General features: G+C 57.5%; 11 protein-coding genes. 4 read left to right on the top strand and 7 right to left on the bottom strand.

Annotation, left to right across the window (positions count from 1 at the left end; genetic code table 11):
- Positions 1-16: 16 nt before the first annotated feature.
- The 4 genes from ACEPPP_RS02420 to ACEPPP_RS02405 all read right to left on the bottom strand — a co-directional run bounded on the left by ACEPPP_RS02420 (position 17) and on the right by ACEPPP_RS02405 (position 5348).
- Entirely contained in the window at positions 17-1636 is a 1620-nt protein-coding gene (locus ACEPPP_RS02420; protein ID WP_374089470.1) for a vanadium-dependent haloperoxidase, read from the bottom strand.
- A gap of 76 nt (positions 1637-1712) precedes the next feature.
- Entirely contained in the window at positions 1713-2894 is a 1182-nt protein-coding gene (locus tag ACEPPP_RS02415; protein WP_374089469.1) for a phosphoglycerate dehydrogenase, read from the bottom strand.
- A gap of 38 nt (positions 2895-2932) precedes the next feature.
- Complete coding sequence (gene cysK / locus ACEPPP_RS02410) at positions 2933-3916, bottom strand: cysteine synthase A (RefSeq protein ID WP_374089468.1); 984 nt, start codon at positions 3914-3916, stop codon at positions 2933-2935.
- Between the two features lie 277 nt (positions 3917-4193).
- Positions 4194-5348 (bottom strand): glutaredoxin family protein, encoded by a 1155-nt coding sequence (locus tag ACEPPP_RS02405; protein ID WP_374089467.1) that lies wholly within the window; start codon positions 5346-5348, stop codon positions 4194-4196.
- A gap of 516 nt (positions 5349-5864) precedes the next feature.
- On the opposite strand from ACEPPP_RS02405, the gene cueR reads away from it, so the two are divergent.
- Positions 5865-6326: a Cu(I)-responsive transcriptional regulator gene (gene cueR / locus ACEPPP_RS02400; RefSeq protein ID WP_374089466.1), complete on the top strand. Its 462-nt coding sequence runs from the start codon at positions 5865-5867 to the stop codon at positions 6324-6326.
- Entirely contained in the window at positions 6323-7837 is a 1515-nt protein-coding gene (locus ACEPPP_RS02395; RefSeq protein ID WP_374089465.1) for a hypothetical protein, read from the top strand. Before cueR ends, ACEPPP_RS02395 begins: the two co-directional genes overlap by 4 nt.
- On the opposite strand, the gene ACEPPP_RS02390 is transcribed toward ACEPPP_RS02395, so the two are convergent.
- Genes ACEPPP_RS02390 through dnaB form a run of 3 tightly spaced genes read right to left on the bottom strand, consistent with a single transcriptional unit; the run spans position 7825 to position 12410 of the window.
- Positions 7825-8958, bottom strand: a complete 1134-nt coding sequence (locus ACEPPP_RS02390) for an aminotransferase class V-fold PLP-dependent enzyme (protein ID WP_374089464.1) — start codon at positions 8956-8958, stop codon at positions 7825-7827. The two genes, ACEPPP_RS02395 and ACEPPP_RS02390, sit on opposite strands and share 13 nt — an antisense overlap.
- Positions 8958-10040, bottom strand: a complete 1083-nt coding sequence (gene alr, locus ACEPPP_RS02385; RefSeq protein WP_374089463.1) for an alanine racemase — start codon at positions 10038-10040, stop codon at positions 8958-8960. The genes ACEPPP_RS02390 and alr overlap by 1 nt, the downstream gene beginning before the upstream one ends.
- A gap of 33 nt (positions 10041-10073) precedes the next feature.
- Positions 10074-12410 carry a replicative DNA helicase gene (gene dnaB / locus ACEPPP_RS02380; RefSeq protein ID WP_374090867.1) on the bottom strand — a complete coding sequence of 779 codons (2337 nt, stop codon included), beginning with the start codon at positions 12408-12410 and terminating at the stop codon, positions 10074-10076.
- Positions 12411-12646: 236 nt separating this feature from the next.
- Between dnaB and ssb the strand changes: the two genes are divergently transcribed.
- Positions 12647-13138, top strand: coding sequence for a single-stranded DNA-binding protein (gene ssb / locus ACEPPP_RS02375; protein WP_374089462.1), 492 nt, complete (start codon positions 12647-12649; stop codon positions 13136-13138).
- Between the two features lie 18 nt (positions 13139-13156).
- A complete protein-coding gene (locus ACEPPP_RS02370; protein ID WP_374089461.1) occupies positions 13157-13471 on the top strand; it encodes a restriction endonuclease subunit S in 315 nt (104 codons plus the stop codon).
- Positions 13472-13534 lie beyond the last annotated feature (63 nt).

Raw genomic sequence — 13534 nt, 5'->3', positions numbered from 1 at the left:
TTTTTTAGAGGCAACATCAATGAACAGGCTTTCCCTCGTAATCATCACGGCCAAAGAATCCCGAGTTAGCCGAGTCTTTCACCAAAAGTGAATATAAATTACGCGCCGAAGCGACGGTAGGCTTCCCCTTGTAGATGGCCAAGCCCTTCGTCGCCGGGTCTTTATGCTCGTGGATAATCGCATCGGCGACAGCCAAACCCAGGCTTTGTCCCTGATAATTGTCGATGCCGAAATGCACCCCCAGGTAAATCCGGCTCTGGCCGTTTTCCAACTGAAGCTCGGAGAATGTCGAAACATCGCGCGTGGTGCCGTCCTGGCCGCCAATGGGCGTTTGCAGCTGACCGGTCCCATTATTGGTGCCAATCAGCCAAGGCAGTGTGGTCAAAGTCACCGGCGTATTTCCCGGATTGATGTTATCGGAACGGAAAAATGCCCGCAGTATCTCCGTACCCGCCGCGACGGTGGCGCTATGGCCGCTGGTGCTGGATGGATGGGACGGCGTCGTCGCCAACGGCTTCCAATCATAATTGGCCACCGCGCCGGACGCATCGGCGTTGATCGCGGTGATCGGACGCCAGAAAACCAGATCGTATTTCGACTGCCAGGCGGCAATGCGGGCATCGGCCAGAGCATTATCCAGCGCGGCGAACAGCTTGGCGTTCTGATCCAGCGTCAGGTTACGCGCTGCCGACGCGATCCGCGCCGCTTCGTTGACGAAAACTTCCGCATCCGATTTGTAATACAAGGCCTGGAGCAGTTGATCGTCGCTGCGGTTCCCCGGATGCGCCGAATCCTGGCCGTGGGTCTTTACGAAATCCACCTCCTGAGCGTATTCGGCACTGCCGACTTTCAGCGAAGGCGGGACCTCGGCAACCAGTTGTTGTTTTCTCAGGAGGCTCAAGCTAAACGGTGCGACGTTTTTCCAATTGAAGTCGATGGCCGCCGCCGGCTGTATTATTCCACCCACAAATCCGGTCGGAGAGCCAGTGCTAGGATCGATGTCGCCGGCCGATCCGTTACTCGGCCGCCATAATCCGACACCCGGATTGCCCGTGGCATTCGGCGCGACGGCGCCGCTTTCGTTCACAAAGAGATTGGTCGATGGGGTATAGGTTGTCCTGATCGCCGCGTTGTCACCCTGCCTGGCGGCCAATGCGGCGGCTGCGGCCTGGTGTCCTGCCGCGATACCGGGATCGCTGGCGTTAACCCCCGTCAGATCGCTTTCTAACCGATCCTGCAACCACTGGCGGGTTGCGGCCCAGGACTCATTGTTTGGCAAGGCGCCGATCAGTACGTCATACGCCGCCTGCGCCGCCGCAGCCGACGCTGAACGCGCAGTCAAACCGCCGGGAGCAGCGCTTTCCTGAGCGTAATAGCTCTTGCGGCTAAAATGATCGACCGCATTGACCGCGTCGAAGACCGCCCTTGCCTCGATCGCATGAAGACGGGTGGCGACATTCGAGTTAAGCGCGATTTTCTTGTCTCCGGTTGAGAGAGACGTCGCGCCTTTGGTCGCCAGAATCGTGTATTCATTCCAGTCGGTCACCGCGTCGGCAAAAGCCTGCGTTGCCGATAAAGTGGCTGCGACAGCCAAGGCGATCCGGGAGTAAGTTTTTGGGGAGGCTAAAGTTTTCATGATATGTCCTTATTGAGTGAAGAGAGTCAGTCGTCGATAGCGTCGAGCCAGGAGGGCGGCTCGGCGACTTGTCATGTCAAACGACCCGCACCGAGAGCACCCCTTGGATCGAACTGATTCGGGCAAGCAGGGGAGGCGGAATGTGGTCGTTGATGTCGATCAGCGAATAGGCGTAATCGCCGCGGGACTTGTTCAAGAAGTCAACGATATTGATCTTGTGCTCGGCCAGAATGCCGGTAATTTGGCTGACCATGCCGGGCACGTTTTCGTTGGCGATCGCCAGTCGCAAGCCTTCGGTGCGGGGCAAATGAACGTCCGGAAAATTCACCGAACGGCGAATGTTGCCGTTCTCCAGGAAATCGCGTACTTGCTCCGAAACCATGGATGCGCAGTTGTCCTCGGCCTCGACAGTGGAAGCGCCAAGATGCGGCAATACGATCGTGCGCGGGTGATTCAGCAACGCCCGCGACGGAAAATCCGAAACATAGGCATGAAGCGTGCTGGATTCCAGCGCGGCTAAAACGGCGCTTTCATCGACGATGGCGGCGCGCGAGAAATTCAATAAAGTCGCTGTAGGCTTTATCTTGGCGAGACGCGCCGCGTTAATCAAATGACGGGTATGATCGTTCAGCGGCACGTGTAGGGTCACGAAATCGGCGCGCGCCAACAGTTCATCCAGGCTGCCGGCGGCAATCGCATCCGACGATAGCTGCCAGGCGCTTTCAACCGTCAACTGCGGGTCGAAGCCGATCACTTTCAGGCCGAGCGCGGCCGCGGCATTGCTGACCTTGACGCCGATGGCGCCGAGTCCCACGACGCCCAGGGTCTTGCCGGACAGTTCAAAGCCGGAGAAGCGTTTTTTGCCTTGTTCGACCAAGGTTTCCAGTTCTTCGCCGTCGCCTTCGAGATGTTTGGTGAAATACCAGGCATCGGGAATATTGCGCGCCGCCAGCAACAGCCCCGCGATGACCAGCTCGGTCACCGCGTTCGCATTGGCGCCCGGCGCGTTGAAGACAGGAATGCCGCGCTTGGAGTATTCGGCGACAGGAATATTGTTCACGCCGGTGCCGGCCCGCCCCACCGCTTTGATCGTCTCGGGAATGGCTTCCTGATGCAGATCATGGGAGCGTAGCAGGATCGCATCGGGGTGTTCGATGCCCGGTCCAATGAGATAACGGTCGGACGGAAACTTTTCCAGGCCGCTGGGCGATAGCGTGTTGTAGGTTTTGATTTTGAAAGGAGGGAAATGCTGTGTCATCTGGTTTCTCGCTAAGAGTTTCTTATCCTGATCCGGTGTTACTGCGGTGTCGGCAGTCCGTTTTGATCGAACAGTCCTTCGAACAATACCGAACTCAAATAACGCTCTCCGGAATCCGGCAACACCACCACGATCGTTTTGCCCTGATTCTGGGGCAGCTTGGCTTGACGAACCGCCACGGCCACGGCAGCACCGCTCGATATTCCGGAGAGAATGCCTTCTTCTCTTGCCAAGCGCCTGGCATAATCAATCGCCTCTTCATTGGTCACTTGTCCGATTTCGTCAATCAGCGATAAATCCAGTACGTCGGGCACGAAGCCCGCCCCAATGCCCTGTATTTTGTGCGGCGCCGGTTTCAGCTCCTCGCCGGCAAGCCGTTGCGTGAGTACCGGGCTGGCGGCGGGCTCGACCGCGACAGAAAGTATCGGCTTGCCCTGGGTCTGCTTGATATAACGTGAAACGCCGGTAATGGTGCCGCCGGTGCCGACGCCCGCAACAAAGATGTCGATTTTGCCGTCCGTGTCATGCCAAATTTCAGGCCCGGTGGTTTGTTCATGAATCGCAGGATTCGCGGGGTTTTTAAATTGTTGCAGCAAGACGTAGCGATCCGGATCGGACGCGGCGATTTCTTCGGCTTTGGCGATCGCGCCGCTCATGCCGCGCGCCGCCTCGGTCAGCACCAGCTTCGCGCCGTAGGTGATCAATAATTTTCTGCGCTCCAGGCTCATGCTTTCCGGCATCGTCAAGGTCAACGGGATGCCTTTGGCGGCCGCGACAAACGCCAGTGCAATGCCGGTGTTGCCGCTGGTCGGTTCGATCAGTTCCTTGCCGGGCCCCAAAAGCCCGCGTTTTTCGGCATCCTCGACCATCGCGGCGCCGATGCGGCACTTAACGGAATAGGCGGGATTGCGCCCTTCGATCTTGGCGAGAATGGTCGCGTTAGCATAAACGCTGATTCGATTGAGCTTTACCAGAGGCGTGTGGCCAATAGACTTGGCGTTGTCTTCAAACCAATGCGGCATCTTTTTTCCTGATGATTGAGTGGATATTTTTAGGAGTTGTTTCTGGCGGGGCTTAGTTGATAACCTTGAGCTAAGGTTAATCGGGATGCCCTATAAATTGAAACGATATTATTGGGTATGTATATCAAATAATGAGATGAGAACCGCAGGGCAGTTCTGTGCCTGCTGAGGCAAGGTTGATGGCAATCCTGATCAGGATCATGCGCTGTATGCGCGGTGGGTAAAGACTGAAATGCGATTGCAGAAAGGCAGGCTTTTTCGGGGCGCTGATGATGGGTCAACCCTGACGTATCGCCAATAAATAGACGCCCAGGCCAACCATCACCGCGCCGCTGATCAGTTTGAGCCAGCGGCCTTCGTTTTCCTGAAGCCGCCGTTGGCTGAGCGTCAAGATACCGATGCCGAGCACGACCGCATCGTCAAACATATAGGCCGCGTTGTACAGCAACAGATAGCCGTAGTAACTGAAGACGTCAAAGTGCTGCAAGGTCAGGATACGGGTATAAAGCGCCGGAAACCCCGAGGTGCAGAGAAACTCGACGATCTGTACCAGGACGGCCAGAACCACGGCGCCGAGCATCGCGCCAAGCAGATTTTCGGCTTGCAGGATATGGCGGATTTGCGCATAGATGCCGGGTTTTGATCTTTGCGGTATCGACAGCGAAATGCCGCGTCCGTAGGCCAGGAAATCCTTGATATGGATGGTGCCGGCGAGGATCGCCACGGCCGCGATGATCACCTCCGAGCTGCGCGATAGCCCGACGAGCAGGAACAGGTTCAGCCAGGCCGCCATGAAAGCGAGGTAGGCGAGCCCTTCGACCGCGACAAAGGTTCCCGCGACAGCGAGCATGCGCCAGCGATTTTGCATCGGCGCCAACAGCGAGATCATCAGGACCAATACCCACATCGAGCACGGATTCAAGCCGTCGAGCAGGCCCATCGCCAGCGTAAACAGCGGCAGGCCGACCCGATCGAGCGACAGGGTATGGCCGAACAGCGAGACTTTGAAACTTTCCGGCTCCGAAGGCGTGGCGGTTTCTCCTTCGCAGGTCAGGCTTTGATCGACGGAGCAACTGCCGGGTGTAGACGCGATGGCGGGCTGGCTCTGTAGTGCCTGAGCCAGCGCGGCCCGGATTTGCTTCCCAGTGTCAGCTTCTTCCGAAAAGCCGACGATCAACTGTCCATTGATATAAAAGGCAGGCACATTCAATTGCTGGAGGCCTTCGGCGTTCGACAACTGCCGCAAACGCTCTAGCGCGAGGGCGTCCTGGCCGACATCGCGTATCGAAATCCGCACCTCCGGGCGCTCGGCCGACAAGGCGGACAGGAAGGCTTCGGCCTTCTCGCAATGGCGGCAGCCCGTACGCACGAATACTTCGAGATCGACCGTCGTCTGCATCGCACCGGAAGACGCCTGGTTTGCAGTAGCCATCGGTGGGAGCTCGTCCGCAACGGCAGTACCGATGGGTAATGCCAGCAGGAAGCACAGAATGCCTATCTTTGGAAAGTCATGCCAGGATCTGAGCGCTTTCATTCGAGTTCTTGATTGATTCGGTAGGGCTTATTATATGGCGCAAACCGTTAAACTATGGACAAAGTAGATTGAAACTTACCACAGATAACGTTATGAAAGCCTTCGTGATCATTAAAACCGGCTCGACCTTTCCCTCTGTACAAGAATGTTTCGGCGACTTTGAAGACTGGATGAGAGACCGCTGCAGTTTGTCCTCTGACGAGGTTCAGGTCATCAACGTGAGCATGGGCGAGGCTCTGCCATCCGTGCAAGGCAGGAATAGCGATTCCGCCGTCCGCAGAAGATAAAGCGGTTCAAAAAATCCACGCTTGACTTTCCAATGATGGGAAGGTTTAGCATGATGACTCCCCATTAATTCAAAGAGGAGTCAGCCATGAAAGAGCAGTCATCACATCACTACCTTTGGAGGCCGATATGAACATCGGTCAAGCCGCCGAGGCATCCGGCGTATCCGCGAAAATGATCCGGCATTATGAAGCCGTCGGGCTCATTCCGAAAGCGAGCCGGTCATATTCGGGGTACCGGCATTATCAGGAAAGCGATATTCATCTGCTGCGCTTCATACGAAGGGCGCGCGCGGCCGGTTTCAGCACCACGCAAATCAGGAAGCTGTTGTCGCTGTGGAGCGACCGTGAACGTCCGGCGCGCGAGGTCAAACAGTTGGCGATCGAGCATCTGGCGGAACTGGAGCAGAAGATCGCTGAACTGCAGTCGATTGCAACCGCGTTGTCGCACTTGGTGTCCCATTGTCATGGCGGCGAGCATCCCGAGTGCCCGATTCTGGATTCGCTGGCCGGCGAGTGCGCGATCGGCGATTCAGGTGGACAACACGCATCGCGGAATCATCATCACGAAAAATTCGGAGGTCAATCATGAAATCCTTGATTTTCTTGCTTGCATTGCTGGTCTCGGCCCAGGGAGCGGCCGACGGCGAGCATCATCCTGATAGCACCGGGCAGGAAAAGCTCGGCGCCATCGACTTTCCGATATCCTGTTCGCCGGCGGCGCAAGGCGAGTTTAACCGGGCCGTCGCGATGCTGCATTCGTTCTGGTATGAAGAGGCGAACAAGACATTTCGCCGGATTGCCGAATCCGATCCCGACTGCGCGATGGCTTACTGGGGCGCCGCGATGAGTCTGTACCGTCAGTTGTGGGCGACGCCGCCGACCGAAGACGAATTGCATGAGGGGCGCGATGCCTTGCAGAAAGCGAAAGCGCTGAGCGTCAAGACCGAGCGCGAACAGCTTTACCTGGCGGCGCTGGATGCCTTATACCGGAGCGAAGAACCGGCCTATGGCAAAAGAAAGCTCGCTTACGAACAGGCGATGGCGAAGGTGCTGGCCCGGTTTCCGGACGATCTCGAAGCGGCCGTTTTTTACGCGTTGGCCTTGATTTCGACCGCAGCGCCGCAGGACAAGACCTACGCGAAGCAGAAAAATGCGCTGGCGCTGTTGCAAAAGGTGCTGGATGCGGTTCCGAATCATCCCGGCGTCGCGCATTACCTCATCCACGCGAGCGACAATCCTGAACTCGCATCCTTGGGGCTGGCCGCCGCGCGCTCCTATGCGCGCATTGCGCCGGTGGTTCCGCATGCACTGCACATGCCTTCGCATATCTTCATCCGCCTGGGGCTTTGGCAGGATGCGGCCGATTCGAATCTGGCCGCCTACCGTGCCGCGAGAGACTATGCGCGAAGCAATTTTCCGGGCAAAGTCTGGGATCAGCAACTGCATTACATGGATTATATGCTCTATGCCTATCTGCAATCGGGCCAGTTCGACAAGGCGGAAACGATTTGGCGGGAAACGGCGGCGATCAACAAAACACATCCCGACAATACGACTTCCGCTTATGCGTTGGCCGCGATTCCGGCGCGTTATGCGGTCGAGCGCCGGGCATGGTCCGAAGCGGCCCGATTGGGCATTCGTCCGCTGGCCTTTCCATGGGAAAAATTCGGTTGGTGCGAGGCAGTCACGCATTTTGCGAAAGGCCTGGGCGCGGCCCGGAGCGGCGATCCGGCAACGGCGCGGGCAAGCCTACGGCGCTTGGAGGCGCTGCGGGATGCGGCCAAAGTCGCAAACAACACCTATGCGGCGGATCAGATCGAGATTCAGCGTCTGGCGGTCGCGGCCTGGCTGGCGCATGCGGACAAGCAGGATCAGGAAGCGGAACGGCTGATGCGCGCCTCGGCGGATTTGGAGGATGCCACCGAAAAGGACAATGTCACGCCGGGCGCAATCATCCCGGCCCGCGAATTGTTGGGGGATTTGCTGCTGAACATGCGGAAGCCGAAGCAAGCTTTGAAAGAATATAAGGCGTCGCTGCAACGAACGCCGAACCGGATGCATGGCTTGCAGGGCGCGGAAAAGGCGGCTCAGGCCGGATAATGATCGATGATCGCGAGCGCCCGGTCGATCTCTTCCAGGCCGTTATAAAAATGCGGCGAAAAACGGATGCCGGCGCCGCGCAGCGCGCAGATCACCTTTTGCTGCATCAGATACGGATAAAGCGCCGGGTTCGGAATTTTTTTGTGCCGGAAAACCACAATGCCGGATTTCGGATGCGACGGGGCAGGGCCTAGCAGTTCCAGTTCGGGATGCTGTTCGATGCGCTCCCGAAGATAGTCGATCCGTTCGAACAGCGCGGCTTCGATAGTCTCGATGCCGGTTTCGAGCAGCAGCGACAGGCTGGCCGATAAGGCATGAATGCCGATCATGTTCGGGCTGCCGCATTCGAAGCGGCGGGCGCCCGGATGCATTTCCCAGGGTTTGTTCTCGTAGTTGTGCGTATCCTTCATCATGTGCCAGCCGAACTGGGTCAGCTTGAGCCGGTTCCGCGCTTCCGGCGTCGTATAGAAAACGCCGAGCCCTTCCGGGCCGAACATCCATTTATGGCCGTCGGCCATCACGAAATCGGCCTGGCAGGCCTCAACGTCGAAACGCACCGCGCCGATGCTTTGAATCGCATCGACGCAGAACAGGATGCCGCGCCGCTTGCAGAATTCGCCGATCCGTTCGATGTCGAGCCTGAGGCCGGTCGCGAACTGTATCGAGCTGATCGTCAGCAGGCGTGTGTTGCGGTCGACCAGCTCGAACAAGGCGTCTTCGGGCGAGGCGGCGGCATAAAGGTCGGCCTGGCGCAGTTCGACGCCCTGTGTCGCGAGCGACTGCCAGGGCAGGCGGTTGGACGGAAATTCCTCGTTGCTGGTCACGATGTTGTCGCCGGCATTCCATTCCAAGCCATAGGCGACGAAAGACAGCGCCTCCGAGGTATTCTTGACCAGCGCGATGTCGTCGGCGCTCGGCGCCTTGATCAATGCCTTGAATTGTTCGCGCAGCAGCGCTTCCTTTTTGAGCCAGTCCGGATAAAACGCCGCGCCGTAGGTGCAATTTTGCTCGGCGAACTCGGCCACCGCCTGGCGCGTTCTTTCCGGCCAGGGCGCGACCGCGGCATGATTCAAATAAACCAGGTCTTCGGCCAAGGGAAATTCGGGGTGTCTATCGGACATTAGTTTTCTCGCTCGATGATTTGCACGCGCTGGGTGATGCCGCACACCAGCGTATAAGGGATCGTGTCCGCGCAGTGCGCGATTTCCTCTACCGGCAACGCCTCGTTCCATAACGCGACCGGATCGCCGGGTTTCGCGTCCGGCTGCGAGGCCAGATCGACCGTGATCATGTCCATCGACACGCGGCCGATCAGCGGCACGCGGCGGCCATTCACCAAGACCGGCGTGCCGGTCTTCGCATAGCGCGGGTAGCCGTCGCCATAACCGACCGCGACTACTCCAAGGAGCGTCGCTTCGGGACAGCGCCAGGTGCCGCTGTAGCCGACCGTCTCGCCTTGGCGCACAGGCTTGACCGCGATCAACTGCGAATACAGGCCCATCACCGGCTGCAAGCCGAGCTCCCTGCGGGTCAGTTCCGGAAACGGCGAGATGCCGTAGAGCATCACGCCGGGCCGCACCCAGTCGGCCAAGGCTTCCTGCCAGCCCAGTACGCCCGCCGAGTTCGCGATGCTGCGCTCGCCTGCATAGCCTTCGAGCGTGGCGTTGAACAAGGCGATCTGCTCTGGCGTTTTCGGGTCCGCCTTGTCGTCCGCATTGGCCAGATGTGTCATGAAGCGGATCGGGCCTGCTATGATTCGGCATTGCCGCAGGCGTTGATAGACGCCGGCGACATCGGCCGGGCGAAAACCGAGCCGGTTCATGCCGGTGTCGATCTTGAGCCAGACGCCGAGTTGTTCGGTTTCCACGCGGGTTTCGAGGATTTCGAGCTGCTGAAAGGAATGCACGACCGTGTCGAGGCGCTGCTGCAAAAATGCATCCAGATCCTCGCCGTTGCGGAAGCCTTCCAGCACCGTGATCGGCTGGGTAAAGCCGGCGTTGCGCAGCCTGATCCCTTCGTCGCCCCGCGCGACCGCGAACGCATCGACGCCGGCCAGCGCGTCGGCGATGCGCAAAAGGCCGTGGCCGTAGCCGTTGGCCTTGATCACCGCCATGAGTTTCGCTGTGGGCGCATGGCGTCTGGCGACGGCCACGTTATGTGCGACCGCCTCGGTATTCAGCACGGCATAGGCGGCGGGCGTCATCGTTTTGTTCTCCCCGCCGGAAGCTTCGTGAGGCTATTCATAAAAGTCCTGGTCATACTGGCTGCCTGCGTAATTCTCGAAACGGGTGTACTGGCCGAGGAAGGTCAGGCGCACGGTGCCCAACGGGCCGTTACGCTGCTTGCCGATGATCAGTTCGGCAATGCCCTTGTCCGGGCTGTCCTCGTTATAGACTTCATCGCGGTACACGAACATGATCAAGTCGGCGTCCTGCTCGATCGCGCCCGATTCGCGCAGGTCCGACATCACCGGCCGCTTGTTCGGCCGCTGTTCGAGGTTACGGTTCAACTGCGACAATGCGATCACCGGTACATTCAGCTCCTTCGCCAGCGCCTTCAGGCCGCGCGAAATGTCCGAGATCTGCTGCACGCGGTTCTCGCCGCTGCTCGGCGACTGCATCAGCTGCAGGTAGTCGAGCACGATCAGGCCCAGCTCGCCGTGCTCGCGCACCAGTCGCCGCGCCCGCGAACGCACTTCGGTCGGCGTCAAGGCGGGGGTGTCGTCGATGAACATCTTGGTCTCGGCCAACAGGCTCATCGCGGAAGTCAGCCGCGGCCAGTCGTCGTCTTCGAGCTTGCCGGTCCTGACCTTATGCTGGTCGATGCGGCCCAAGGACGACATCATCCGCATCGCCAAGGCATCGCCCGGCATTTCCATACTGAACACCGCGACCGGCTTTCGGCTTTTGATCGCGACATTCTCGGCCATGTTCATCGCGATGGTGGTATTGTGGACGACAGTCATGTCTTCCAGCAAAAACAGGCGGTTGCCGTCGCAGACGAAGCCGTAGTAGTCGTCGACTTTATCGTATTCGATTTGTATGCCGGTGTGTTGCCAGGTCCGGTGCGATGTCCAGGGCGCCGCTTTTTTACGCGCTATATTGACCGGAATTTCATCGATGTTGCCCGAAAACCTTACCCGGTAAACGGTTGCGGAATAACCGATTGATTTAATGCCGGCTTGTTTTTCGATCAGCGAAGTTCTAAAGCCCAAGCTGTCGCAGAGGAATTTGATTTGTTTCGCCAGATCCGGATTTTTTTGGGTGATTTCGTACACTTTGTACTTCGCCGCATAATGGCCATCGCTATCGATCAAGCCGGCCAGGAGTTTTAACCGGTTGGCGCGGGAGTTTGTTAGAAATAACTCCGGAATATGTTTGTTGTTGAGCAAGTTCAGTTCGCGTAGGACTTTTTGCAATGAAAAAGTATTTTGATGGTTGCCGCGTTGTCCGGAACTGATGCTATAAAGCGGGCATTTATCCTTGCCGTGCGGGTCTTTCGCCGGTTTTTCGGTCAACTGCAAGTTCAAGCTGGCGGCGTAGCCTCTTAAATAATCGACGACTTCGGCGTCGGTGGTGGCAATATCGACCGCGGCGCTGACGCCATCGCCCAGCCATAAACCGAGAAAATACGGACAGACCGGCAAGGGGTGTTCGGCAAATTCGACCGCGACCTTGTAGCCTTTGTAATTGGAGCGAAACTTGGCCGATGCGGCCAGGTAGTCGGTCAAAGGCAGATTGAGTACGTCTCCAATCTTGTGCTTGTTTTCATTGCGGCTGCGTTTCAGCGACAAGATGTGCGAGGCATTGACGCGGTAATCGATGCCTTTATTCTGCCGCACCCAATACATGGCTTCCTGTCCGCGCGCCAGGGACAGCACGCGTCTGGGCGTGGAATCATCCCCCATTAACAAATCGCCGACTTGTATCTCTTCTACCGCTTTCAGTTCGCCGGAGTACATCAGAATGCGGGTGCCTTGGCCGAAACATTTGCCCATCGACGGCCTACCCGCGACGATGATCAAATCGGCCGGTTGCAGGCCGGAGGTCAGGCGGTCGAGTTCGGTAAAGCCGGTGCTCGCGCCGGTGACCGTGCCTTCCTGCGCGAACATCACCTCGATCCGGTCGACCGCCTTGGCGAGCAGCGATTTGATCGGCTGGAAGCCGCTTTGTCCCTTTTGTCGCTGTTCGGCGATCCTGAACACTTCGCGTTCGGCGTTTTCGAGCAGTTCGGCGGTATCGCGGCCTTCGGTATTAAAGGCGGAGTCCGAAATGTCGGTGCCGACATGAATCAACTGCCGTAACACCGAGCGGTCGCGTACGATGTTCGCATAGCTGACGATGTTCGCGGCGCTCGGCGTGTCCTTCGCGAGCATGCCCAAATAAGCCAGGCCGCCGGCATTGTCGAGTTCGCCGATGGCTTCCAGTGCTTCCGATATCGTGACCACGTCGAAAGGAATCTGTTTGTCGGCCAGATTCTCGATCGTTCGGAAAATCAGCCGGTGGTCCTTGCGGTAAAAATCGTCGGCGGTGACCTTGTCCGCGACCGAGTCCCAGGTCTGATTGTCGAGCATCAGGGCGCCCAGCACCGCTTGTTCGGCCTGGATCGAATTGGGAGGAACTTTTAAAGAGTCGTGCGCGTAGTCGCGCGGAAAGCTAAGGCTGTCAGGCATCTAATCGGAAGATAAAAGAGTCGGTGATGATTATGAAGGGCAAGCGTCCTTGATTTGATATACTGTTATTTTATCAAAATTCGCGGTAACCCGTTGCGCCGTCAGCCGCATTGGGAAAAATTCATTGGGAGTAAAAGATGCTGAATAAAGTTATGTTGATAGGAAGGTTGGGGGTCGATCCTGAAGTTCGCTTCCTGCCGAGCGGCGGTCAGGTCACGACGATTCGCCTGGCCACCAGCAGAAGATGGAGGGATAAACAGACGAATGAACGCAAGGAAGAGACCGAATGGCACCGCGTGGTGTTTTTCAGCCGTCTCGCCGAAATTGCGGGCGAATATTTGAAAAAAGGCAGCCAGGTCTATGTCGAGGGACGCATCCGGACCCAGAAGTGGCAAGGACAGGACGGCCAGGACCGTTACACGACCGAAATCGTCGCGGAAGAAATGCATATGTTAGACAGTCGCAGCGGCGGCACCGCCAGCTTTGGCGGCGATCAAGCGCAATCGGGTTATGCCTCTTCGAGCCGGCCGTCGGCTCCAGCGCAACGGTCGGATGCGCCGACGTCTTCGGGCTCGATGCCGCCGTCTCCGTCTAATTATGATGATTTCGACGACGATATTCCGTTCTAATTCCTGCCAAGTGATAATTTGTTAAAAATTGTCTATGGAACCCGCATCACTGCGGGTTTTCTGTCCTGCGTTTCGATGCTTGTCAGTAAAGGATATTCCTCAGCCTTTATCTTTTACACAGTAAACCGTAGCTTGAAGGCAATTACCCAGTATGCTTCCGGTTCAACTTTCAAGGAAGTATCGGCCAGCGTTCTTAAAACAGTAAAGATCGTACTCCCGCCGAAAAGTGTATCTGAAAAATATACAGCGGCAGTATCCGCTATTTTTGCAAGGCAAGATATTTTAGAGCAGGAGAATGAAAAATTAGTGGCGCTACGCGACTGGCTATGCTAGTGAGCGGCCAGATAACGGTTCAATCATCAACCGAATGAGCATGGTCATCAGGCAATGATTACT

It is taken from the genome of Methylomicrobium lacus, from assembly GCF_041897535.1.
Lineage (GTDB): Bacteria > Pseudomonadota > Gammaproteobacteria > Methylococcales > Methylomonadaceae > Methylomicrobium > Methylomicrobium lacus_A.
Note: the sequence above shows the minus strand (reverse complement) of the source record. Positions and strands in the feature narration are given on the sequence as shown.